The organism is Bradyrhizobium sp. Kon58, from assembly GCF_055807455.1.
In genome coordinates, this window is record NZ_JBVVOT010000004.1 from 288,126 (window position 1) to 311,230 (window position 23,105).

General features: G+C 64.3%; 19 protein-coding genes. 14 read left to right on the forward strand and 5 right to left on the reverse strand.

Annotated features, from left to right (window positions below; translation table 11 throughout):
* Positions 1-131: 131 nt before the first annotated feature.
* Positions 132-1,358 carry an ABC transporter substrate-binding protein gene (locus AC0L20_RS10085; RefSeq protein WP_473288384.1) on the reverse strand — a complete coding sequence of 409 codons (1,227 nt, stop codon included), beginning with the start codon at positions 1,356-1,358 and terminating at the stop codon, positions 132-134.
* Positions 1,359-1,493: 135 nt separating this feature from the next.
* Entirely contained in the window at positions 1,494-1,937 is a 444-nt protein-coding gene (locus tag AC0L20_RS10090) for a DUF1304 domain-containing protein (RefSeq protein ID WP_473288385.1), read from the reverse strand.
* 9 nt (positions 1,938-1,946) lie between these two features.
* On the opposite strand from AC0L20_RS10090, the gene AC0L20_RS10095 reads away from it, so the two are divergent.
* Positions 1,947-2,477, forward strand: a complete 531-nt coding sequence (locus AC0L20_RS10095) for a methylated-DNA--[protein]-cysteine S-methyltransferase (RefSeq protein ID WP_473288387.1) — start codon at positions 1,947-1,949, stop codon at positions 2,475-2,477.
* 93 nt (positions 2,478-2,570) lie between these two features.
* Here AC0L20_RS10095 and AC0L20_RS10100 read toward each other — a convergent pair whose 3' ends face one another.
* Positions 2,571-2,939 carry a nuclear transport factor 2 family protein gene (locus AC0L20_RS10100; RefSeq protein ID WP_473288389.1) on the reverse strand — a complete coding sequence of 123 codons (369 nt, stop codon included), beginning with the start codon at positions 2,937-2,939 and terminating at the stop codon, positions 2,571-2,573.
* A gap of 184 nt (positions 2,940-3,123) precedes the next feature.
* Here AC0L20_RS10100 and AC0L20_RS10105 point away from each other — a divergent pair, with 184 nt between their 5' ends.
* On the forward strand, positions 3,124-4,026 hold the full coding sequence (locus AC0L20_RS10105; RefSeq protein WP_473288390.1) for a LysR substrate-binding domain-containing protein: 903 nt from the start codon (positions 3,124-3,126) through the stop codon (positions 4,024-4,026).
* A 25-nt stretch (positions 4,027-4,051) separates the two neighbouring features.
* On the opposite strand, the gene AC0L20_RS10110 is transcribed toward AC0L20_RS10105, so the two are convergent.
* Positions 4,052-6,841 (reverse strand): [protein-PII] uridylyltransferase, encoded by a 2,790-nt coding sequence (locus AC0L20_RS10110; RefSeq protein ID WP_247357500.1) that lies wholly within the window; start codon positions 6,839-6,841, stop codon positions 4,052-4,054.
* A 187-nt stretch (positions 6,842-7,028) separates the two neighbouring features.
* On the opposite strand from AC0L20_RS10110, the gene AC0L20_RS10115 reads away from it, so the two are divergent.
* From AC0L20_RS10115 to AC0L20_RS10140, 6 genes are all read left to right on the forward strand, one after another.
* On the forward strand, positions 7,029-8,000 hold the full coding sequence (locus AC0L20_RS10115) for an aliphatic sulfonate ABC transporter substrate-binding protein (RefSeq protein ID WP_473288391.1): 972 nt from the start codon (positions 7,029-7,031) through the stop codon (positions 7,998-8,000).
* Positions 8,001-8,161: 161 nt separating this feature from the next.
* Complete coding sequence (locus AC0L20_RS10120) at positions 8,162-9,007, forward strand: ABC transporter permease (protein WP_473288392.1); 846 nt, start codon at positions 8,162-8,164, stop codon at positions 9,005-9,007.
* A 4-nt stretch (positions 9,008-9,011) separates the two neighbouring features.
* Positions 9,012-9,797: an ABC transporter ATP-binding protein gene (locus AC0L20_RS10125; RefSeq protein ID WP_473288393.1), complete on the forward strand. Its 786-nt coding sequence runs from the start codon at positions 9,012-9,014 to the stop codon at positions 9,795-9,797.
* Positions 9,798-9,850: 53 nt separating this feature from the next.
* A complete protein-coding gene (locus tag AC0L20_RS10130; protein WP_027566043.1) occupies positions 9,851-10,360 on the forward strand; it encodes an OsmC family protein in 510 nt (169 codons plus the stop codon).
* Between the two features lie 178 nt (positions 10,361-10,538).
* Positions 10,539-11,336 (forward strand): hypothetical protein, encoded by a 798-nt coding sequence (locus AC0L20_RS10135; protein ID WP_473288394.1) that lies wholly within the window; start codon positions 10,539-10,541, stop codon positions 11,334-11,336.
* A 374-nt stretch (positions 11,337-11,710) separates the two neighbouring features.
* The gene (locus AC0L20_RS10140; RefSeq protein WP_473288395.1) at positions 11,711-13,387 is read left to right on the forward strand and encodes a methyl-accepting chemotaxis protein; all 1,677 of its coding nucleotides are present in this window, start codon (positions 11,711-11,713) and stop codon (positions 13,385-13,387) included.
* A 109-nt stretch (positions 13,388-13,496) separates the two neighbouring features.
* On the opposite strand, the gene mutS is transcribed toward AC0L20_RS10140, so the two are convergent.
* Positions 13,497-16,235, reverse strand: coding sequence for a DNA mismatch repair protein MutS (gene mutS, locus AC0L20_RS10145; RefSeq protein ID WP_473288396.1), 2,739 nt, complete (start codon positions 16,233-16,235; stop codon positions 13,497-13,499).
* Between the two features lie 214 nt (positions 16,236-16,449).
* On the opposite strand from mutS, the gene pcaF reads away from it, so the two are divergent.
* The 6 genes from pcaF (at position 16,450) to AC0L20_RS10175 (ending at position 23,088) form a co-directional block, all read left to right on the forward strand.
* On the forward strand, positions 16,450-17,658 hold the full coding sequence (gene pcaF / locus AC0L20_RS10150) for a 3-oxoadipyl-CoA thiolase (RefSeq protein WP_473288397.1): 1,209 nt from the start codon (positions 16,450-16,452) through the stop codon (positions 17,656-17,658).
* Between the two features lie 115 nt (positions 17,659-17,773).
* Entirely contained in the window at positions 17,774-18,667 is an 894-nt protein-coding gene (locus AC0L20_RS10155) for a dioxygenase family protein (protein ID WP_473288398.1), read from the forward strand.
* A 92-nt stretch (positions 18,668-18,759) separates the two neighbouring features.
* Positions 18,760-19,461, forward strand: a complete 702-nt coding sequence (gene pcaH, locus AC0L20_RS10160; RefSeq protein WP_027514573.1) for a protocatechuate 3,4-dioxygenase subunit beta — start codon at positions 18,760-18,762, stop codon at positions 19,459-19,461.
* Positions 19,462-20,052 (forward strand): protocatechuate 3,4-dioxygenase subunit alpha, encoded by a 591-nt coding sequence (gene pcaG, locus AC0L20_RS10165; RefSeq protein ID WP_473288399.1) that lies wholly within the window; start codon positions 19,462-19,464, stop codon positions 20,050-20,052.
* A gap of 207 nt (positions 20,053-20,259) precedes the next feature.
* Positions 20,260-21,951 (forward strand): methyl-accepting chemotaxis protein, encoded by a 1,692-nt coding sequence (locus AC0L20_RS10170; protein ID WP_473288400.1) that lies wholly within the window; start codon positions 20,260-20,262, stop codon positions 21,949-21,951.
* 48 nt (positions 21,952-21,999) lie between these two features.
* The gene (locus AC0L20_RS10175; RefSeq protein WP_473288401.1) at positions 22,000-23,088 is read left to right on the forward strand and encodes a phosphotransferase; all 1,089 of its coding nucleotides are present in this window, start codon (positions 22,000-22,002) and stop codon (positions 23,086-23,088) included.
* Positions 23,089-23,105 lie beyond the last annotated feature (17 nt).

A 23,105-nucleotide genomic window follows, 5' to 3' on the forward strand; every position in this document is an offset into this window, starting at 1 on the left:
CACCCGCAGTTCGTAGGGTGGGTTAGCCTTGCGGCTGCGCAAAGCGCAGTCCGCTGGGCGTAACCCACCGCTTCTCTTTCCGCGGAAGTCAAAGAGGTGGGTTACGCTGCGCTCACCCACCCTACCAGTAACTAACCCGCTGGACCCGCATCCTCCATGATCGGGCCGAACAGCTCCCAGCGTTCGCCGTTGAACTTCATCATCTGCATCTGCTTGTTGACGCGGTAGTCGTTCGGCCCGGTGTTGATCTTGATGCCGGGCAGCGCGAAGCTCGGGGTGAAGTCCTTGATACTGGCGACCTGCTTCATCACGTTCTCACGCGACAGGTCGTCGCCGCACTGTTTCAGCACCTGCGTCAGCAATTCGGCGACGGAATAAGCATAGGTGTTGACGGTGTTGAGCTTGTCGCCTTCGGGGAAATACTTGTCCATGAAGGCGAAGAACGCTTTCACGCCCGGATCGTCCTTCCACTGCGGATCGCCGGGCTCCTTGCCGTATTGGGTGGAGATGATGCCCTTGGAGATCTCGAGGCCGGCCGGCTTCAGCGTCGCCGAGATCGGGCTCGCGTTGATGTCGAGGATGTGCACCGGCGTCCAGCCGAGCTCGGCGACCTTCTTGATCGCTTGTGCCGCGAACTTGGGTGTCGAGGCATCATAGAAAAGATCGGCGCCCAACGACTTCAGCTTGACCACCTGCGAGTCCACCGTTGGATCGGTGACTTCGTAGGAGACCTCGCCGACGATCATGCCGGCGGCCTTGTCGCCGAGCCCGCTCTTGAGGCCGGCGAGATAGTCTCGCCCCATGTCGTCGTTCTGATAGAGCACGCCGATCTTGGCGTTAGGATGCTCCTTGAGAATGTACTTGGCGTAGATGCGTCCCTCGGACACGTAGTTGGGATTATAGGCGATGGTCCAGGGATAGTTCTGCGGATCGTTGAAGCGCGCGGCGCCGGTCGAGGCCAGCAGCTGCGGGATCTTCTTGCCGTTGAGATATTTCTGCACGGCGGCGTTCGCGGCCGTGCCGATGATCTGGAAGGTGAACAGCACCTCGTCGCCTTCGACGAGCTTGCGCACCTGCTCGACCGTCTTCGGCGGCGAATAGGCATCGTCATACTGGATCAGATTGATCTTGCGGCCGTTGATGCCGCCCTGATCGTTGATCATCTTGAAATAGGCGGCCTGGGTCTTACCGATATTGGCGTAGACGGAATAGGCGCCGGAGAACGGAACGGTCTGGCCGATCTTGATCTCGGTGTCGCTCGCGCCGGTGTCGTATTTCTTCTGGGCGAGAGCTTGGTTGGCGGAGAACGCGAGGGCGAGCGCCGCCGTGGCAGTGATGAAGGCTCTGCGATTGCTCATGTGGGGTTGTTCCTCCTGACGGAATTTCCGACCGACGGTCTTGTCCCGTTGATTGCCAACGGTCGCCATCGCTGTCGGAGATTGTGGAGGAACGGCAGGCGACGCGCAAGGATCGCGGCGCCGCGCTATGGCGTCTCAGGTCAGGAACAAGACTAACAATGCGAGCGCCGCCGGCAGCGCCTGCACCATCAGGATGCGCGTGCTGACGGTCGCCGCGCCATAAGCGCCGGCCACGATCACGCAGAGCAGGAAGAACGCCTTGATCTGGAACGCGAAGGCCGGATTGCCGTGCACCAGCCCCCAGACCAGGCCTGCGGCCAGGAAGCCGTTATAGAGCCCCTGGTTGGCGGCCAGCACCTTTGTGGTGGCTGCCTTCTCCGGCGTGTTGCGGAAAACCTTCAAGCCCTGCGGCTTGTCCCAGAGAAACATCTCCAGGATCAGGAAGTAAGCGTGCAGGGCGGCGACCAGCGCCACCAGGATATTCGCGATCCAGACCAAGTTGAGCTCCCCCAGCGTCAGCTTTCGGGTGGACGCTAGCACGGCCGGCGTGGCAATTGCGATGGCGTGTTTCAATGCCATGGTGCCGCGATGCCCGCGCGACCGACCAAATCACCTGTAAGCTTCGGCCTCGATCGGCTGGCGACGCCGATCGGGATTGCGCTGCTGATCACCGACGCTGCGGGCGCCTTGCGCGCGCTCGACTGGGACGATTACGAGCACCGCATGCGCGAGCTCTTGCGCCTGCATTACGGTGCGGTGGAGCTGAGTGACCAGCCCGCGCCCGCAGCCATGCGGACTGCGCTGTCGGATTATTTCGACGGCGATCTCGGCCAGCTCTCAGGCATTGCCTGGCGCATCGCCGGCACGCCGTTCCAGCAGAAGGTCTGGAATGCGTTGGCAAAGATCCCTGCCGGCACCACGATGAGCTATGGCGCGCTGGCCGCAAGGATAGACATGCCCAAGGCCATTCGCGCCGTCGGCCATGCCAACGGCTCCAACCCGATCAGCGTGGTGCTGCCGTGCCACCGTCTGATCGGCGCCGATGGTTCTCTGGTGAAGTACGGCGGCGGCCTCGAGCGCAAGCGCTGGCTGCTGCGGCATGAAGGCGTGGCGGTCTAAGCCGGTTCGACAACGCGTTGAACGATTGGCGGCGACCGGCGGAGGATCGTCAAGCGAACCTTCGGCCGCTCTCCTCTCTTGTGCCCGAATCCGTCAGGCGTTCGACGTCATCACTTTCTGCACGATCTTCCAGGTCCCGTTCACCTTCAAGCAAGACAACAGGTCCGTGAAGCAACGCGGCGGAATGCGCAATTTCACCTTCACAAGCGCGAGCTCTCCTTCAACATCCGTTGACAGGATCTGATCAGCTCGCTCGAAGCCCTGTTGCTTTGGAGCTTTCATGTTGCGGACCGCTGCCAGCCAGGTCGCAATCGGCGCCACGTTCACGTTGCCGTCCTCGGCGACCTTCGTCACGGAACTCAAGGGGTGAAATATGGATGCAAATTTCTCGGCATCCATTTCATAGGCAGCATCGAAATAGGTCTGCGCAAGGGAGCGCAAGGCGCGGACGTCCATATCCATTGTCATCCTCAAAGCTGTTACACCGGCTTCATTGATGCGGCCCGGCCAGCTGGGCCGAGCATCAACCTGCCACAACATGCAGGAAAGCACTGCACGGCGCTTTCTTGGTCGCGCAAGCCTACGGCGTCGTGGCTTATGAAACTAGACGTCTTGAATGGCGCAGCCTTATGAGCGATATTCATCAATGATGACCAACGAAATGAACGAACTGGCGACGTTTGCCATCGTGGCCCGTGAACGAAGCTTTACACGCGCTGCGGTAAAGCTGGGTGTCTCCCAGTCTGCCTTGAGCCACACGATCCGGAGGCTTGAGCAACGGCTTGAGCTGCAGCTGCTCGCTCGAACAACCAAGAGCGTTGCGCCAACCGCTGCGGGGGCAGCTCTTTTGGAAGACTTGTCTCCGGCACTTGAGCAAATTCGTCACGCCCTCGACAGGGCCCGAAGCGTTCGGCGCCGGCCTGAAGGTCGCCTTCGAATTGTAATGTCACGATCCGCTGCCGTGATGGTATTGTTGCCGCGGTTGAGAGCTTTCGCCGAAGCCTACCCGGACATCGTTCTGGACGTTGTCACCGTCACTGGCCCTGTGGACCTTGTGGCAGGCGAGTTCGATGCCGGTATCCAGCTTGGCGAGTACATTCAAAAGGACATGATCGCGGTTCGCGTCACGCCGGAGCTGCAATTGGCGGTCGTGGGGTCGCCACGCTATTTCGCTTCACGAAGCATTCCCAACAAGCCAAAGGATCTCAACGATCATCGGTGCATTACGCTGCGCCTTGCGGGCGGTCCATATCGGTGGGAATTTGAGCAGGGACGAAAGTCGGTCACGATCAACGTGAACGGCCCGCTCATCATTGACGATACTCACCTGGTGATTCAGGCGGCGCTCGCCGGGGTTGGTATCGGATTAGCCTATGAAGAGCAGGTCGCCGAATATGTCGCGGAGCGCCGCCTTGTTCGGGTGCTGGAGGATTGGACTCCGCCCATTCCCGGCTTCTTCATGTATTACCCCAGTCGTCAGCATCAACCGGCCGCGCTGTCGGCACTGGTGAACGCGCTGCGATTCTCCGAACAAAAGTCGGCGCGATGATTCAGCCCGAAATGATGAGAGAAAGTCACGCTGCCGGCTGAACCGCCTTGTCGCCGGCCATCACGTGGGTCAGCGCGCTCTTGATCGCGGCCTGGCGTGTCGGCGCGCTGATCTGTGCGCCCAGGAGATCGGTGACGTAGAACACGTCGCGGGCGCGCTCGCCGAAGGTCGCGACATGGGCTGAGGCGATGTTGAGGTTGAGCTTCGAGATCGCGGTGGTCAGCTCGTAGAGCAGGCCGGGCCGGTCGAGGCCGGACATTTCGATCACAGTGTAGCGGTCGGACCATTGGTTGTTGATGGTCACTTCCGGCTCGATCACGAACGGCCGCGCCTTGCCGCGCACGGTGCGCCGCGCCACCACTTCGGGCAGACGCAGCTTGCCTTCTAGAACGTCCTCGATCATCTCGCCGATACGCGTCGCGCGCCGTCCCTCGTCCTCGTCGCGGTCGTATTCCCTGGAGATCGAGATGGTGTCGAGCGCGCGACCGTCGGTCGTGGTGTAGATCTGGGCGTCGACGATGTTGGCGCCGGCCGAGGCACAGGCGCCTGCGATGATCGACAGCAGCCAGGGATGGTCGGCGGCGAAGATGGTCAGCTCGGTGACGCCGCGCACCTCGTCGAAGCCGACATTGATCGCGAGCTTGTGGCCTGCCTGCTCGCTGGCACGGACGAAGCGCGCGTGGCGGATCTTGCGCGGCAGCTCGACCTTGAGCCAATAGGCCGGATAGTGCCGGGCGATATAGGCATCGAGCTCTTCCGCCGGCCATTCCGCGAAGGCGTTGCGGAATTCGGCGTATGCGGCCGTGAGGCGCTTGCCGCGGTCAACCTCCGAGAAGCCGCCCGTCAGCACCGGTTCGGTCTCGTAGTACAGCGAGCGCAAGAGCTGCGCCTTCCAGCCATTCCATACGCCCGGGCCGACGCCGCGGATGTCGGCGGTGGTCAGGATCGTCAAGAGCTTCATCTGCTCGACCGACTGCACCACGGCGGCGAAATTCTCGATGGTCTTGCGGTCGGAGAGATCGCGCGACTGCGCGACCGTGGACATCGTCAGATGCTCCTCGATCAGCCAGGCCACGAGCTCGGTGTCGGCCGGACTGAAGCCGAGCCGCGGGCAAAGCCGTCGCGCCACCTTGGCGCCGGCGATCGAGTGGTCTTCGGGCCGGCCCTTGGCGACGTCGTGCAGCAGCGTCGCGATGTAGATCACGGAGCGATGCTCCGGCCGGATCTTGCGCATCAGGTCGCTCGCCACCGCGAATTCCTCGATGCCGCCACGCTCGATGTCCTGGAGAAAGCCGACGCAGCGGATCAAATGCTCGTCGACGGTGTAGTGATGATACATGTTGAACTGCATCATCGAGACGATCTTGCCGAAAGCGCGGATGAAATGGCCGAGCACGCCGGTCTCGTTCATCCGCCGCAGCACGATTTCCGCGTTGTCGGACGTCAGGATCTCCATGAACAGCCGGTTGGCCTCGGGATTCTCGCGCATCTGCGCGTTGATCAGGCCAAGCGAACGCGTCACGTCGCGCATCGCGTCCGGATGGAAGGCGAGATTGTTCTTCTGCGCCAGGCGGAAGATGCGGATCAGATTGACCGGATCGTGCTTGAACACGTCGGGCGCGGCGACGTTGATGCGGTTGTTGTCGACGATGAAGTCGTCGCTGTCGGGCACCCGCCGCTTCACCGCGGTGGGGCGCAGACGCGCCATCATCCGGCTCAGCACCGGTGCGGGCTTGGCCTGCTGGTCCTCGAGCTTGGCGCAGAGGATGGCGGTGAGATTGCCGACTTCCTTGGCGACCAGGAAGTAGTGCTTCATGAAGCGTTCGACGTCCTGCATGCCGGGATGCGAGGTGTAGCCGAGCCGGACCGCGATCTCGCGCTGGAGGTCGAAGGAAAGGCGCTCTTCAGGGCGACCGGAGTAAAAGTGAAGATTGCAGCGCACCGACCAGAGGAAGTCGGCGCAGCGGCGGAAGGTGCGGTATTCCTGCGCGTCGAACACGCCGCGGTCGACCAGCTCGTCGGTGTCGCTCACGCGGTAGACGTATTTCGCGATCCAGAACAGCGTGTGCAGGTCGCGGAGCGCACCCTTGCCGTCCTTGACGTTGGGTTCGACCAGATATCGCGATTGGCCGCCGCGGCGATGCCGCTCCTCACGCTCGGCGAGCTTTGCGGTGACGAATTCGGACGCGGTGCCTTGCACGACCTCCTTGTCGAAGCGGGCGACCAGCTCGTCATAAAGCGGCCGGTCGCCGGTAAGGAAGCGCGTCTCCAGGATCGCGGTGCGGATGGTCATGTCGCCGCGCGCCTGCCGAATCGACTCGTCGACCGACCGCGTGGCGTGACCGACCTTCAGCCCCATGTCCCAAAGACAATAGAGGATGGCCTCGGCCACCTGCTCGCCCCAGGCGGTCTGCTTGTAGGGCAGGATGAAGAGCAGATCGATGTCGGACTCGGGAGCCATCAGGCCGCGGCCATAGCCGCCGGTCGCCACCACCGCCATGCGTTCGGCGCCGCTCGGGATCGGCGAGCGGTAGAGATGGCGCGTTGCCGCCGAATACAGGATGCGGATGATCTCGTCCTGCACGTGGCACAGCCGCTCGGCGCAGCGCCGGCCGTGACGGTCCTTCAGCAGGATCGTCTGTGCCGCGGCGCGCGAGGCAATCAGCTCGGCCTTGAGCAGTTGCGCCATCGCCGTGCGGAATGCGTCCTCGCGTCCCTGGTGCTTCTCGGCAAGCGCATCGACCGCGGCGGTGATCCGCGCGGTGTCAAAGCGATCGTCCACCTCGGCCTTCTGCTCAGTCGCAACGCTGTCCATGTCTCACCGGATATAAGAGGCGGCCGGCGCTGTCACCCGCCATTCTCTCGCAATAGTCGTTCCATGCTGGAAAGGTGCGGCTTTGGGCAAAGCTGTTCTCAGCCGGCGCGCTTTCGAGGGATGGATTTTCTCGTTGATTTCTAGATATAACTCATTGAAAAACAATGAAGTTTTGAGGAGGCCGGGCATGACCAGGATTACACGACGCATACTGCTGGCGGGAGCGGTCGCTCTCGCCGTGTCTCCCGCGGCGCGGGCGGCGGATCCGCTCAAGGAAATCCGTATCGACTGGGCGACCTATAATCCGGTGTCGATGGTCCTGAAACAGAAGGGGCTCCTGGAAAAGGAGTTCGCCAAGGACGGCATCACCGTCATTTGGGTGCAGTCGGCCGGCTCCAACAAGGCGCTCGAATTCCTCAATGCGGGCTCGATCGACTTCGGCTCGACCGCGGGCTCGGCGGCGCTGGTCGCGCGTATCAACGGCAACCCGATCAAGTCGATCTACGTCTATTCGCGTCCCGAATGGACGGCGTTGGTGACATCGAAGGATTCCAAGATCGCCGATGTCGCCGACCTCAAGGGCAAGCGCGTCGCGGTGACGCGCGGCACCGATCCGCACATCTTCCTGGTGCGCGCGCTGCTTGGCGCCGGTCTCACCGAAAAGGACATCACGCCGGTGCTGCTCCAGCACGCCGACGGCAAGACCGCGCTGATCCGCGGCGACGTCGATGCGTGGGCCGGGCTCGATCCGATGATGGCGCAGGCCGAGGTCGAGGACGGCGCGAAACTGTTCTACCGCAAGGCCGACGCCAACACCTGGGGCATCCTCAATGTGCGCGAGCAGTTTTTGAAAGACTATCCGGATGTCGCCCGCCGCGTCCTTGCCGTTTACGAAGAAGCGCGAAAGTATTCGCTGGCGAATTACGATGAGCTCAAGAAGACCTTCATCGCCGTGACCAAGCTGCCGGAGCCTGTCGTCGACAAGCAGCTCAAGGAGCGTACCGAGCTGACCCACAGCCGCATCGGCGCGCCCCAGCGCGAATCGATCCTCGCCGCGGGCCTCGCCCTGCAACAGGCCGGCGTGGTCGATGCCAAGGTCGATGTGAAGGCAACGCTCGATGCTCTGATCGACGACCAGGTCCCGCTGCCGACGAATTAAGGTTGGCCTTGTAGCCCGGATGGAGCGCAGCGAAATCCGGGGCGGTCCATCCTGGGGCACGATTCCCGGATTGCGCTTCGCTCCATCCGGGCTACTCAGGTAGCGGAAGGCGCGGCAAGAGTAGTGTTGCATTCCCTGACGAGACGCGCTTCCTAACCGCCATGATCTCCGACGCGCCAGTCCTGCAACAGACTACGGAACCGGCCGAAAGCGCCGCCGCGCCTTCGTGGTTGTCGCGTTATGCGCGTCCATTGCTGGGTGTGTTGCTGCCGCTGACCCTCGCGCTCGGTTGGGAGTTCCTGGTCTGGCGCGGCTGGTCCAACGGCCGGCTGGTGCCGCCGCCCTCGCGCGTGTTTGCCACCATCGTTGATCTTGCCCGCTCCGGCGAGTTGGTCCGTCACATCGCCGCGACACTGTGGCGCGTCGGTCTTGGCTTTGCGTTCGGCGTGGTCGCGGGCACCTTGCTCGGCGCCATATCCGGCTATTGGTCGCTGGCGCGGCGGCTGCTTGATCCGACCGTGCAGGCGCTGCGCGCGATCCCTTCGCTGGCCTGGGTGCCGCTGTTCATTCTCTGGCTCGGCATCTTCGAGACCTCGAAGATCGCGCTGATCGCGGTCGGCGTGTTCTTCCCGGTCTATCTCGGCGTGATGGGCGCGATCCTCATCGTCGATCGCAAGATCGTCGAGGTCGGTCGCACCTTCCGTCTCTCCGGGCCTGCCATGATCCGCCGTATCCTGCTGCCCGCGGTGCTGCCGGCCTATGTCGTGTCCTTGCGCGTCGGACTTGGTCTGGGCTGGATGTTCGTGGTGGCGGCCGAGCTGATCGGCGCGTCCGAAGGCCTCGGCTATCTCCTGCTCGATGGCCAGCAGCTCGGCAAGCCTGCGCAGATCCTCGCCGCCATCGTGATCTTCGCGATCCTCGGCAAGCTCACGGATTGGCTGATCGAGATCGCGGCTGCGCCCTTCCTGCGCTGGCAGGACGCCTTCGGGCGTACGGCGGGAGCATAAGGCGATGCTGGCGCTCGACCGGGTCAGCAAGACCTATCCCAACGGCGTGCAGGCGCTGGCGCGCTTTTCCGCCGAGATCAGGCAAGGCGAGATCGTCGCCGTCATCGGCGGCTCGGGCTGTGGCAAGTCCACGTTGCTGCGCGCCATCGTCGGCCTCGACCGCGCAAGCTCGGGCACGGTGACGCTCGACAACGAGGCGATCGCCGCGCCGCATGCCAAGATCGGCATCATCTTCCAGGAGCCGCGGCTGCTGCCCTGGCTCAGCGTCGCCGACAATATCGGCTTTGGGCTTGCCGATGGGCCCGCGACCGAGCGGCGTGAAAAGGTGGCGCGTGCGCTCGAGCGTGTCGGGCTCGCCGAGAAAGCCCAGGCCTGGCCGCGCGAGCTCTCGGGCGGGCAGGCACAGCGCGTCGCGATCGCCCGCGCGCTGGTGCCGCAGCCCGAGGTGCTCTTGCTCGACGAGCCGTTCTCGGCGCTCGATGCCTTCACCCGCAGGGATCTCCAGGATCATCTGCTCGATCTGTGGGCCGACACGCGGCCGACGCTCATCCTCGTCACGCATGACGTCGACGAAGCCGTGGTGCTGGCCGACCGCGTGCTGGTGATGCGGCCGCGGCCGGGCCGGCTGTTCGACCAGATCGAGATCAATCTCGGCCGGCCACGCGACCGCAATTCACCGCTGTTCGAGAATTTCAAGCGAAGTGTGCTGACGTCACTCGACCGCTCGCTCGACCGCAACGTGCCCGACCGTGACGCAACCCAGGGTCCCGGTCAGGCCATGTGGTGGTGACAATTTCTCTCCAAGCCGGTACATCGAGAAGCAATTTTACCGGGAGAGACAAAATGGACGCCGCAGCACTGCGCCAGATGCAGGCCCCGATCAAGGAGCGCTACAAGACCGACCCCAAGACCGCGATGATCACGTTGAAGGCCAAGGGCTCGACCGACAGCGAGGGCATCGCCTGCAAGGTCGAGACCGGCCGCGCCATCGCAATGGCCGGATTGCATCCCGCGACCGGCGGCTCCGGCCTCGAGCTCTGCTCCGGCGACATGCTGCTGGAGGCGCTGGTCGCCTGCGCTGGCGTCACGCTGAAATCGGTCGCGACCGCGATCGAGGTGCCCTTGAAGACCGGCAACGTCTACGCCGAGGGCGATCTCGATTTCCGCGGCACGCTCGGCGTCGACAAGGAGACGCCGGTCGGCTTCGCCGAGATACGTCTGCGCTTCGACGTCGACACCGATGCGCCGCAAGACAAGCTCGACCTGCTGCTCAAGCTCACCGAGCGCTATTGTGTGGTCTATCAGACCATCAAGAACGGCCCGAAGGTCTCGGTGTCGATGCAGCGGATGTAAGGCGCGGACCGCAGTCAAACAATCGGTGTCGTCCTGGCGAAAGCCAGGACCCATTACCCCGACGCCGATTGTGTTGCGATACTGGCGACTACGACCGTCTAACACAGCGAAGCCCGTGGTTATGGGTCCTGGATCGGCGCTCACTCCGTTCGCTTGTCCAGGACGACAAAAGAAAAAAATGTCCCCCGAGCTCCACTTCATCCTCATCCTCGTTCTGCGCATGATGGTCGCGGCGGCGTTCGTCGTGACGGCGTCGATCATCACCGAGCGCTCAGGGCCGGTGATCGGCGCGCTGGTCGCGACCTTGCCGGTTTCGGCCGGACCATCCTACGTCTTCCTCGCGCTCGACCACGATGCCGCCTTCATCGCGCAGGGCGCACTCTCGAGCTTGCCGGTCAATGCAGCGACGATCTTCATGTGCGTCACCTATGTGGTTCTGGCACAGCGGCGCAGCCTTCTGGTGAGTTGCGGAAGCGCGGTCGCGGTCTGGATCGTGTTCGCATCGATCATCAAGCAGTTCGACTGGCCGCTCACCGCCGGGCTCGCCGCCAATCTGGTCGCGTTCGGCATCTGCATTCCGCTGCTCGCAGGCTATCGCCACGTCAAGATGCCGCTGGTGACGCGGCGCTGGTATGACGTGCCGATGCGGGCCGCACTGGTCGCGACCCTGGTCGCGATCGTCGTCTCGACCTCGGGCTGGGTCGGTCCCCGCATCAGCGGCATCATCGCGCTCTATCCGGTCGTGTTCACCAGCATCATGGTGATCCTGCATCCGCGCATCGGCGGTCCGCCGACCGCCGCGGTGCTGGCCAATTCGGCCTGGGGCCTGCTCGGATTCGGAATGGCGATCGCCGTGTTGCACGTGACGGTGGTGTGGTTCGGTTCGGCCGTCGGACTTGGGCTTGCACTCGCCACCTGCATCGCTTGGAATCTGACGCTGTGGAGGATCGGGCGGCGTACGTCGCACAAGGCGTGACAAGCACCGTGACACTACGGACATGCGGCACGGCATAGCCGGATACTTCCGTAGCAAACTCGCCATGGCCGATCACGAGACGCTTTCCTTCAAAATCCCTGAAGGACCAAGGCCATTTCAAGTCACAGCGCCGACCGAGCAGCGTGTAAGGCGTGCCGTCGTACAGCTTTGGGCTGCTTTGTCGGCCATCGGCTTTCCCAGAATTCGTTAGCACTTTGTTCGAGTCTTATGGGTATTGAATCATCTTGCGTATCCGCCTCGGTCTTCGCAACGCGAGTTTACCGGCGGAATTTTCGATTGGAATTCGGCGCGTGTGCCGCGCCGTCACGTCCCCTGATCCCGTCACGCAATTTCATGACTTTGGAGATTCACTGATGTTTGGTCGCAAGTCCCGCAACGACGCGGATGCTCAGCTCGCAGCCATCGGGCGCTCGCAGGCCATGATTGAGTTTGCCATGGACGGCACGATCCTGACCGCCAACCAGAATTTCTTGAACGCCCTCGGCTATTCCCTCGACGAAATCAAGGGAAAGAAGCACGCCATGTTCATGCCGGCCGATCAGCGCGACGGCGCCGAGTACAAGGCGTTCTGGGCCGCATTAAACCGCGGCGAGTACCAGGCAAGCGAGTTCAAACGGATCGCGAAGGGCGGCCGTGAGATTTGGATCGAAGCATCCTACAATCCGGTCCTCGACGGCAACGGCAAGACGGTGATGGTCGCCAAGATTGCGACCGAAATCACCGAGAAGAAGATTCGGGCCATGACGGACGCTTCGAAGCTCGGCGCTATCGGCCGGGCCCAGGCCGTGATCGAGTTCAAGCTCGACGGCACCATCGTCACGGCCAACGAGAATTTCTGCAACGCGCTTGGCTACTCGCTGACCGAGATCCAGGGCAAGCATCACAGCCTCTTCGTGCCCCAGGCCGAGCGCGACGGCGCGGCCTATCGCGAGTTCTGGGCCAAGCTCAACCGCGGCGAATACCAGGCTGGCGAGTTCAAGCGCATCGGCAAGGGCGGCCGCGAGGTCTGGATTCTCGCCTCCTACAATCCGCTACTCGATGAGAATGGCAAGCCCTACGGCGTCGCCAAGTTCGCCACCGACGTCACGGCGGAGAAGCTGAAGACGGCCGATCTCGCCGGCCAGATCGCGGCGATCGAGAAGGCGCAGGCGGTGATCGAGTTCAACATGGACGGCACGATCATCACCGCCAACCCCAATTTCCTCGGCGCCCTCGGCTATTCGCTGGCGGAGATCAAGGGCAAGCACCACAGCATGTTCGTCGAGCCGTCGGAGCGCGATGGCAATGACTATCGCGAGTTCTGGGCGGCGCTCAACCGCGGCCAGTACCAGGCGGCCGAATACAAGCGCATCGGCAAGGGCGGCAGGGAGGTCTATATCCAGGCCTCCTACAACCCGATCATGGATCTGAACGGCAAGCCGTTCAAGGTCGTGAAATATGCGACCGACGTCACGAAGCAGGTGCTGGTCCGCATGGGCAACGAGCGCGTCCGCAGCATGATGGAATCGGTCGCCGCGGGTTCGGAGGAGCTGAACGCCTCGGTGCGGGAGATTTCCGAGGCCATGACCAAATCGCGCGAGACCGCGATGAGCGCGGTGGAGCAGGTCGCGTCCGCTGATGCCCAGGCCCAGCGCCTCACTGAAGCGGCGCTGGCGATGAGCGGGATCGTCGAGCTCATCAACAACATCACCGGGCAGATCAACCTCCTGGCACTTAACGCCACCATCGAATCCGCCCGCGCCGGCGAAGCCGGTCGGGGCTTTGCGGTGGTGGCCTCGGAGGTCAAGAGCCTCGCCAACCAAGCCAAGCAGGCCACTGACAAGATCGGCGCGGAGATCGGCAGCCTCAACGGCATCTCCGGAGACGTCGTCACCGCCCTGGCTTCGATCAAGACGGCCATCAGCAACGTCAGCGAATATGTGACGTCGACGGCCGCGGCAATCGAAGAGCAAAGCACGGTGACCAACGAGATGTCGACCAGCATGCAGCGCGCCGCAGCGGAAGCAGCGGCGATCTCGGCGAGGGCATAGCCAGCGCTCCGAACGGTAGGGTGGGTTAGCGGAGCGTAACCCACCTCTTTGGTTTCTGCGGTGACAGAAGTGGTGGGTTCCGCCTTCGGCTGACCCACCTACGGCACCGTCACTGCTTCGGCAGCTTGGCCTTCAACGCATACAGCGCATCGAGCGCTTCGCGTGGCGACATCTCGTCCGGATGCAGCGCCTTCACCGCGTCGATCAGCAGTTCGGCCTCGCTCAGTGGGGCGGCTTCTGCGGCGGCGCGCGAGGGTACTGCGAACAGCGGCAGATCGTCGGCGAGCGCCCGCGCCGTCTGACCGCGGTCCTGGGCTTCCAGCTTCGCCAGCACCGATTTCGCGCGCGTGATCACGGCCGGCGGCAGGCCGGCGAGCTTGGCGACCTGGATGCCGTAAGAGCGATCGGCGGAACCCGGCAGCACCTCGTGCAGGAACACGACATTGCCCTGCCACTCCTTCACCCGCACCGTGGCGTTGAACATCCGCGGCAGCTTGGCCGAGAGCGCGGTCAGCTCGTGATAATGCGTCGCGAACAGCGTGCGGCAACGATTGCTCTCGTGCAGATGCTCGATCGCGGCCCAGGCGATCGAGAGGCCATCGAAGGTGGCGGTGCCGCGGCCGATTTCATCAAGGATCACGAGCGCGCGCTCGCCGGCCTGGTTCAGGATCGCGGCCGTCTCGACCATCTCGACCATGAAGGTGGAACGGCCGCGGGCGAGATCGTCGGCGGCGCCGACACGCGAGAACAGGCGGTCGATGATGCCGATCCGCGCGCGTGTCGCCGGCACGAAGCTGCCGATCTGGGCAAGCAACGCAATCAGCGCGTTCTGGCGCAGGAAGGTCGACTTACCGGCCATGTTCGGACCGGTCAGCAGCCAGAGCTGGCCGGATTTTTGCGCAGGGCCCGGCGAGAGGTCGCAGGCATTGGCGATGAACGGCTCGCCATTGCGCTTCAAGGCCTGCTCGACCACCGGATGACGGCCGGCCTCGATGGCAAAGCCGAGAGAGCCGTCCACCTCGGGCCGCACATAGTTCTCGTCGATCGCCAGCTTGGCAAGCGACGTCGCGACGTCGAGCAGCGCAAAGGCGTGGGCGGCGGCGCGCAGCTCCTCGCTGATTGCCAACGCCTTGGCGCAGAGCCGCTCGAAAATCTCGAGCTCGAGCCCGAGTGCGCGGTCGCCGGCATTGGCGATCTTGGCTTCGATCTCCCCCAGTTCCGAGGTGGTGAAGCGGACCTGGCCGGCCAGCGTCTGGCGGTGGATGAAGGTTGCGTTCAGCGGCGTCGACATCAGCTTGTCGCCGTGCTGCGCGGTAACTTCGACGAAATAGCCGAGCACGTTGTTGTGCCGGATCTTGAGACCCTTCACACCCGTGTTGTCGGCGTAGCGCGCCTGCATCGAGGCCACCACCAGGCGCGAGGCGTCGCGCAGGTTTCGCGTTTCGTCCAGCGCAGGCTCATAGCCCTGGCGAACGAACCCGCCGTCCCGCTTGATCAGCGGCAGTTGATCGTCGAGCGCCCGGGCGAATTCCGCCGCGAGCTCGCGCGACGGCCTTTGCAGCGCCGCCGTCACCGCGGCGATCTCCTGCGGCGGCTGGTCGAGTTCGTCAAGGCGCGTCAGCACCTGGTCGGCGGCGATGATGCCGTCGCGCAGGCCGGCGAGGTCGCGCGGCCCGCCGCGGCCGACGGATATACGGGCCAGCGCCCGCGACATGTCCGGAGCGCCGCGCAGGATGCTGCGGATGTCCTCGCGCGCGGCCGAGTCGGCAACGAAGCTGCCGACGGCATCGAGCCGCCGCGCAATCGCCGCCGCATCGGTCAGCGGCGCGGCAAGCCGCTGCGCCAGCAGGCGCGAACCGGCCGAGGTCACCGTGCAGTCGATCGCATCGAGCAGCGAACCGCGGCGTTCTCCGGCCAGCGTCCGCGTCAGTTCGAGATTGGCGCGCGTCGCCGGATCGATCGCCATGGTCGCGCCTGAGGCTTCGCGCGCGGGCGGCGACAGCGGCGGATGTTTGCCGACCTGGGTGCGGTCAACATAGGTGACGGCAGCGGCGGCAGCAGTGGCTTCCAGCCGCGTGAGCTGCGACAGTCCGTCCATGGTCGCGACGGCAAAATAGTCGCACAGCCGCTTCTCGGCGGTGGCGCCGTCGAAGACGTCGCGGGTCAGCGGCGTCACCGCCGGCAGCTCGCGCAGGGTCTGCCCAAGCTCGCTATCGTTATAGAGTGCGTCGGTGACGATCACCTCGTTCGGATTGATGCGCGCGAGCGTCGCGGCGAGTTCGCCGCCCGAACATTCCGTCACCATGAATTCGGCGGTCGAGATGTCGATCCAGGCGAGGCCAAAGCGGTCACCGCCCGCCGATGAGCGCGCGCGCGCGAGCGCCAGCAGGTAATTGTTGGCGCGCGCGTCGAGCAGCGTGTCCTCGGTCAGCGTGCCCGGCGTGACCAGGCGCACCACGCCGCGCCGCACGACGCTCTTGTTGCCGCGCGCCCTGGCGGCGGCGGGATCCTCGGTCTGCTCGCACACCGCGACCCGGTGGCCGCCGGCGATCAGCCGGTGCAGATAATCCTCGGAGCGCTCGACCGGCACGCCGCACATTGGGATATCGGCGCCTTGATGCTTGCCGCGCTTGGTCAGGACGATGCCGAGTGTCCTGGAGGCGATCTCGGCGTCCTCGAAGAACAGCTCGTAAAAGTCGCCCATCCGGTAGAACAGTAGCAGGCCCTGATGCGCCGCCTTGATTTCAAGGTATTGTTCCATCATCGGCGTGACGCGCGCGGCGGCTTCCGCCTGCGGCGCGGGCGTATCGTCGGGGGGCGGTACAGGGATCGGTTGTTGCATTGTCATGGGCGGCGCAACCTACAAAATTTCGCCCCGCGCTCCTATCGCTTTGGCCGGGAAGGGGAGGTTTTCCACGTTGTCCGCTCCGCGGCATGCGCCGCAGGCGTGCACGTCCCCGGAACACGCGCGCCCCAGTCAATTGACCTGCCGCGGGCACCCTCCTAAAACTCCGCCGACATTGAAGAATTTGGCCGGACCGCGGCAATCAGGGAGAACAACGATGCGTGACGTCTTTATCTGCGATGCCGTGCGGACCCCGATCGGCCGGTTTGGCGGATCGCTCGCCAAGGTGCGTGCCGACGACTTGGCGGCGGCCCCGATCAAGGCTCTGATGGCCAAGCACCCCAATCTCGATTGGGCACAGGTTGACGAGGTCTTCTTCGGCTGTGCCAACCAGGCCGGCGAGGACAACCGCAACGTTGCACGCATGGCGCTCCTGCTTGCGGGTCTGCCGGATTCGGTTCCGGGCCAGACCCTGAACCGGCTCTGTGCCTCCGGCCTCGATGCGGTCGGCGCCGCCGGCCGCGCCATCCGTTCCGGCGAGATCGAGCTTGCGATTGCCGGCGGCGTCGAATCCATGACGCGTGCGCCCTTCGTGATGGGCAAGGCGCAGGAGGCGTTCTCGCGCTCGGCTGAGATCTTCGACACCACGATCGGCTGGCGCTTCATCAATCCGCTGCTGAAGGCGCAGTATGGTGTCGACGCGATGCCCGAGACCGGCGAAAACGTCGCCGAGGAATTCCAGGTCTCGCGCGCCGATCAGGACGCCTTCGCGATCCGCTCGCAGCAGCGCGCGGGCGTCGCGATCGCGGCCGGCTATTTCGCCGAGGAGATCATCCCGATCACCATTCCCGGCGGCAAGGCGGGCCCTGTGACCGTCGACAAGGACGAGCATCCGCGTCCCGAGACCACGCTGGAAGCCCTGACCAAGCTCAGGCCGATCGTGCGCAATCCCGGCACGGTGACCGCCGGCAACGCCTCCGGCGTCAATGACGGCGCCGCCGCGATGATCCTGGCGTCCGAGGCAGCCGTGAAGAAGCACGGCCTGACGCCGCGCGCGCGCATCCTCGGCCTCGCTTCGGCCGGCGTGCCGCCGGGCATCATGGGCATTGGACCTGTGCCGGCCACCCGCAAGCTGATGGAACGTCTCGGCAAGAAAATCAGCGATTTCGACCTGATCGAACTCAACGAAGCCTTTGCCTCGCAGGGTATCGCCTGCATGCGCCAGCTCGGCGTTGCCGACGATGCCGATTTCGTCAATCCGCATGGCGGCGCGATCGCACTCGGTCATCCCCTCGGCATGAGCGGCGCGCGCCTTGCGCTCACCGCGGTGCACGGCATGGAAAAGCGCGGCGGCAAGCTGGCGCTCGCCACCATGTGCGTCGGCGTCGGCCAGGGCGTCGCCGTCGCTATCGAGAAGCTGAACTGACGGGACGCGAAGCGCGCCGTCATCCCGGGGCGGTGCATTTGCACCGAACCCGGGATCTCGAGATTCCGGGTTCAGCCCTGTCGGGCTGCCCCGGAACGACAGGGAGAACCGTGCCATGATCATCGCGAGCGAGCAGGACGTCACGGCTGCGGCATTGGCGGTGATGGAGCAGACGTCCAATCCCCGGCTGCGCCAGATCATGGTCTCCCTGGTCAAGCATTTGCACGGCTTTGTCCGCGACGTTCGCCTGACCGAGAAGGAATTCCGCGACGCCACGGCTGTGATCGCCGAGCTCGGCAAGCTCTCGACCGACACGCATAACGAGGTCGTGCTGATGGCAGGCTCGCTCGGCGTCTCGCCGCTGGTGTGCCTGCTGAACAACGGCGATGAGGGCAACACGGAAACCGACCAGTCGCTGCTCGGACCGTTCTGGCGGCTGAACTCGCCGCGGGTGGAAAATGGCGGATCGATCGTCCGCTCCGAGACCCCAGGCGCGCCGCTGTTCGTCAACGGCCGCGTCGTGGACAGGGACGGCCGTCCCGTCGCCGGCGCCGAGGTAGACGTCTGGCATGCGTCGCCGGTTGGTCTCTATGAAAACCAGGACCCCGAGCAGGCCGACATGAACCTGCGCGGCAAGTTTACGACCGACCAGGACGGAGCCTTCTCTTTTCGCTCCGTGATGATGGTTGGCTATCCCATTCCGACCGACGGCGTGGTCGGCCGCCTCCTGGAGGCGCAGAGCCGGCATCCCTATCGTCCCGCGCACCTGCACGCGTTGGTCTTCAAGGCCGGATTCAAGGTGCTGATCTCGCAGGTCTACGACCCCGCCGATCCGCATATCGATAGCGACGTGCAGTTCGGCGTGACGAAGGCACTGGTCGGCAAGTTCCTGCGCCATGACACGCCACACCCGACCGAGCGCGACGTGGCGACGCCGTGGTATTCGCTCGACCATGTCTACCGGCTCGAAGCCGGCGAGGCCGTCCTGCCGCGTCCGCCGATCAAATAGGGCGCAAAGCCGCTTCCCCCAATTAGTTATATCCTATAATGATTGGCGGAAGCGTTGACCGGTCGGAAAAGGGCCGGGGGAGGAGTTCGCCAATGACATTCATCTATCCCGTCGACAGCAACACGGCGCATCCGTTGCCGCTGTCGCCCGAGTACAAGAGCTCGATCAAGCGCGCGCCGAACAAGCCCTTGATCCCGATGCGCCATACGCTGTCGGAGCTGACCGGCCCGGTCTACGGCCACGAGACAGTGCGCGAGGGCGACAACGACCTCACCACCCAACACACCGGCGAGCCGCTCGGCGAACGCATCATTGTGCACGGCCATGTGCGCGATGAGGACGGCCGCGGCGTACCGAATTCGCTGGTCGAGATCTGGCAGGCCAATTCCTGCGGCCGTTACGTTCACGTCCGCGACCAGCATCCGGCGCCGCTGGATCCGAACTTTACGGGCGCCGGTCGCACCGTGAGCGACGCCTCCGGTTACTACCGTTTCGTCACGATCAAGCCTGGCGCCTATCCTTGGGGCAATCATCACAACGCCTGGCGTCCCGCACACATCCATCTCTCGGTATTCGGGCACTCCTTCGTCACGCGTCTCGTGACGCAGATGTACTTCCCGGCCGATCCGCTATTCCCGTTCGATCCGATCTTCAATTCGGTGCCGGACGAAAAGGCGCGGGCGCGGATGGTGTCATCGTTCGATCTCGAGAACACCCAGCCCGAATGGGCGCTGTGCTACCGCTTTGACATCGTGCTGCGCGGCAAGAACGCCACCCCTATGGAGAACCATTAAGTGCAGGACAATGGGATCACGCCGTCGCAGACCGTCGGCCCGTTCTTCAAATATGGCCTGACGCCGACCGGCGAGTATGCCTGGAACGATGCGTTTACCAACTCGACCCTGACGCCCGACGTCACCGGCGATCGCGTCCGGATCGAGGGCCGCGTGTTCGACGGCGATGGCGTGGTCGTCCCCGATGCCATGCTGGAGATCTGGCAGGCCGACGCGCAGGGGCGCTTTGCCGATCCGCAGGACAAGCGCGCGCTGCCGAATGCGAGCTTCCGTGGCTTTGCCCGCTGCGGCACCGACAAGGACGGCAATTATTCCTTTGAAACCGTCAAGCCGGGCGCGGTGCCCGATCCCGACGGCAAGCCGCAGGCACCGCATATCCTGCTTGCGGTGTTTGGCCGCGGCATGCTGCGGCATCTCTACACCCGGATCTATTTCAGCGACGAGGCCGGCAATGCCGCCGATCCCGTGCTGGCGGTGGTGCCCGCCGACCGTCGCGCCACGCTGACGGCCGTGCGCGAGGCCGGCAAGCCGGTGTACCGGCTCGACCTGCGGCTTCAGGGCGACAACGAAACGGTGTTTTTCGACGTGTGAGTCCAGCGTCGTCCCGGACAGGCGGAGCGCCGATCCGGGACGACAGCAAAGGACGGGCCTGATTTCGCTGCCCGAAACCGTTCACCTGACGCCGTTTCCCGTACTTTTTCGGAGTTCGTGCGATGCAATTTCCGCGCGATGCAATCCCGTGTTTACCGTAATCCTTTAGGGTCCGTGGGATTCGGCGCGGCCCCATTGGATTGTTCCATGAAAATTCGCCTTTCGCTTTCTTCCGCAATCATTGCTTTCGGCGTCGTTCTGGCGATCGGTTTCACCGCGGTGGTCTCCACCAGCCTTTACGCCTTGAAAGAGCTCAAGGTCGGCGGCCCGCTCTATTCCGACATCAAGCTCGGCAATGATCTCATCGCCGACATCCTGCCGCCGCCGGAATATGTGATCGAGGCCTATCTCGAGGCCACGCTCGCCATGCGCGAGCCCGACCAGCTGGCGGCCCATGGCGAACGCCTGGTCCAGCTCCGCAAGGATTACGACGAGCGCAAGGCATTCTGGGTCACCTCCAGCCTCTCGGCCGACCTGAAGACGGCCCTGGTGTCGAAATCCGACGCCGAGGTGCAGAAGTTCTGGAAGCTGTTGTCCGACCAGCTCCTCCCCGCGCTCAAGGCCAAGGACACGGCCGCCTCCGAGCGCGCCTACGCGCAGCTCAAGGACGCCTACACCGCGCATCGCGCCGTCATCGACAGCATCGTCGAGAGCGCCAACAAGCAGAATGCCGACATGGAGAAGCTGGCCGCGGACCGCGACAGCTCCATGCTTTATATCCTCCTCGGCGTCTCCGCCGCCGTCCTCGCCTTCATTGCGGCGGGCCTGCTCGGCGTCGCCCTCGGTGTGATGCGCCCGATCGTGCGCATGACCAGCACGATGCAAAAGCTCGCGACCGGCGATCTCGCCGCCGACATTCCTTTCGCGCACCGGCAGGACGAGGTCGGCTCGATGGCGGGCGCGCTCCTGGTGTTCAAGCAGGCGGCGGTCGAGAATTCCCGCCTGCGCGAGGAGCAGTTGCAGAAGGCGCAGGAGGCGGCGCTCGCCAAGCGCGGCGCCCTGCAGCAGATGGCCGAAACCGTCGAGCGCGAGACCGGCCGCTCGGTCGACACCGCGAGCGCCGCAACGCAAGGCGTGGAGCGTGCCGCCTCCAGTCTGTCCGAGATCGCAAGGTCGCTCTCGACACAATCGCAGGCGGTCGCAGCCGCCTCCAACCAGGCTCTCGGCAGCTCGCAGACTGTCTCGGCCGCAGCTGAAGAACTCAGTGCTTCGATCCGCGAGATCGCAACCCAGGTCGCGCGGACCAGCACGGTGACGAAATCGGCGGTCGCTGGTCGGGAACAGGCGCGCTCGACTATCCAGACGCTGGCCGGATCGGTGAAGAAGATCGCCGAGGTCTCCGACCTCATCGGCGGCATCGCCGGCCAGACCAATCTGCTGGCACTCAACGCCACCATCGAGGCGGCGCGCGCCGGGGAGGCCGGCCGTGGCTTCGCGGTGGTCGCCGCCGAAGTGAAATCCCTCTCCGACCAGACCGCCAAATCCACCGAGGAGATCGCGCGGCTGATTGCCGAGATCCAGGCCTCGACGCAGGCCGCAGTCGATGCCGTCGAAACCATGGGAGGTCACATCGTCGAGATCGACGGCGTTGCCACCTCGGTTGCCGCCGCGATGGAAGAGCAGGACGCGGCGACGCGAGAGATCACGCGGTCGATTTCCGAATCGGCGTCCGCGGCCAAGGAGGTCTCGGCCAAGATCGGTGATGTCAGCCGCGACGCCGCCTCCGTGAACGAGCGCGCCGCGGAGGTCAGACAGGCGATCGCCGGCATGGCAGCCAATCTCGAACAGCTCCGGTCGGTCGTGGTCCGGACGGTGCGCGACTCGACAGCGGCGGCCTGAGCCGGGCGCGACGTCGTTCGCTGGCGCCTGCGGCCGTGATCGTGCAGTATGACGCGGGGCAGGGGCATCGTGGTTATGACAACTCCACAATTGCCGGCGGTCGTTGAGCCCGCCCAACTGACAGCTGCGCTGCGCAGGAGTGGCGTACTGGACGCTGGTGCAGTGCGCGAAGTGAAGGTGCTGCATCAGCGCGACACCGTCGTCTCACACATCGTTCGCCTCGGCCTGCGCTATGTCGGGGAATCCGCCGGTGCGCCGCAATCGCTGATCCTGAAGACTGCCAATTCCGACTTCGCCAAGACCCTTGCAGATGCTGGTCGACAGGAAGTGGCTTTCTACACGCAGCTCGCGCCAAGCATGCCGCAGGGGCTGGTGCCGCGCTGCTTCGATGGGAGTTTCGACGAGGAGAGCCTCGATTGGCACCTGCTGCTCGAGGACCTCACCGACAGCCATGAGATCGCGACGCAATGGCCGCTGCCGCCGTCACGTGAGCAGGCGGTGGCGATCGTCACGACGCTGGCACGCTGGCATGCGGCATGGTGGGACCATCCTGGTCTTGGTGATACCGTCGGCACCTGGGCGAGCCCCGAGGACCGCATGCAGCACATGGAGACCTTCGCCGGCCATTACGACCGTTTTGCCGATCTGCTCGGCGACCGCCTTAGCGAAGAGCGCCGCACCCTCTACCGCCGCCTGATCGAGCAGTCGGCCCGGCTATCGCAGCGCTATCATTCGCGACGTCACATCAGCATTGCTCATGGTGATGCCCATGTCTGGAATTTCCTGCTGCCGCGGCCCGGCGTCGCGGATACCGCGCGCATCTTCGATTTCGATCAGTGGCGCATCAACGTGCCTACGAGTGACCTCGCCTACATGATGGCGATGCAGTGGTATCCGGACCGCAGGCAGATGCTCGAGCGGCCGCTGCTCAATCTGTATCACGAGACGCTGATCGCCAGCGGCGTCAGCGGCTACACGCGCGGCGCGCTCGACCAGGACTATCGTCTGTCGGTGCTCTGGCACATCACGAGGCCGGTCTGGCAATGGAGCATCAACCTCCCGCCGTTGATCTGGTGGAATAATCTGGAGCGCGTGATGATGGCGGTCGAGGATCTGGGCTGCGAGGAGCTTTTGTAACTGCTCGCGCCACAAAA

Bases quoted from the DNA above. Each gene is read 5' to 3' on its own strand.
- AC0L20_RS10085 (WP_473288384.1), bottom strand. From the start codon at position 1,358: ATGAGCAATCGCAGAGCCTTCATCACTGCCACGGCGGCGCTCGCCCTC.
- pcaH (WP_027514573.1), top strand. From the start codon at position 18,760: ATGACATTCATCTATCCCGTCGACAGCAACACGGCGCATCCGTTGCCG.
- mutS (WP_473288396.1), bottom strand. From the start codon at position 16,235: ATGACAATGCAACAACCGATCCCTGTACCGCCCCCCGACGATACGCCC.
- AC0L20_RS10110 (WP_247357500.1), bottom strand. From the start codon at position 6,841: ATGGACAGCGTTGCGACTGAGCAGAAGGCCGAGGTGGACGATCGCTTT.
- AC0L20_RS10100 (WP_473288389.1), bottom strand. From the start codon at position 2,939: ATGGATATGGACGTCCGCGCCTTGCGCTCCCTTGCGCAGACCTATTTC.
- AC0L20_RS10115 (WP_473288391.1), top strand. From the start codon at position 7,029: ATGACCAGGATTACACGACGCATACTGCTGGCGGGAGCGGTCGCTCTC.
- AC0L20_RS10140 (WP_473288395.1), top strand. From the start codon at position 11,711: ATGTTTGGTCGCAAGTCCCGCAACGACGCGGATGCTCAGCTCGCAGCC.
- AC0L20_RS10175 (WP_473288401.1), top strand. From the start codon at position 22,000: ATGACGCGGGGCAGGGGCATCGTGGTTATGACAACTCCACAATTGCCG.
- AC0L20_RS10120 (WP_473288392.1), top strand. From the start codon at position 8,162: ATGATCTCCGACGCGCCAGTCCTGCAACAGACTACGGAACCGGCCGAA.
- AC0L20_RS10125 (WP_473288393.1), top strand. From the start codon at position 9,012: ATGCTGGCGCTCGACCGGGTCAGCAAGACCTATCCCAACGGCGTGCAG.
- AC0L20_RS10170 (WP_473288400.1), top strand. From the start codon at position 20,260: ATGAAAATTCGCCTTTCGCTTTCTTCCGCAATCATTGCTTTCGGCGTC.
- pcaF (WP_473288397.1), top strand. From the start codon at position 16,450: ATGCGTGACGTCTTTATCTGCGATGCCGTGCGGACCCCGATCGGCCGG.
- AC0L20_RS10130 (WP_027566043.1), top strand. From the start codon at position 9,851: ATGGACGCCGCAGCACTGCGCCAGATGCAGGCCCCGATCAAGGAGCGC.
- AC0L20_RS10155 (WP_473288398.1), top strand. From the start codon at position 17,774: ATGATCATCGCGAGCGAGCAGGACGTCACGGCTGCGGCATTGGCGGTG.
- AC0L20_RS10135 (WP_473288394.1), top strand. From the start codon at position 10,539: ATGTCCCCCGAGCTCCACTTCATCCTCATCCTCGTTCTGCGCATGATG.
- AC0L20_RS10105 (WP_473288390.1), top strand. From the start codon at position 3,124: ATGATGACCAACGAAATGAACGAACTGGCGACGTTTGCCATCGTGGCC.
- AC0L20_RS10090 (WP_473288385.1), bottom strand. From the start codon at position 1,937: ATGGCATTGAAACACGCCATCGCAATTGCCACGCCGGCCGTGCTAGCG.
- AC0L20_RS10095 (WP_473288387.1), top strand. From the start codon at position 1,947: ATGCCCGCGCGACCGACCAAATCACCTGTAAGCTTCGGCCTCGATCGG.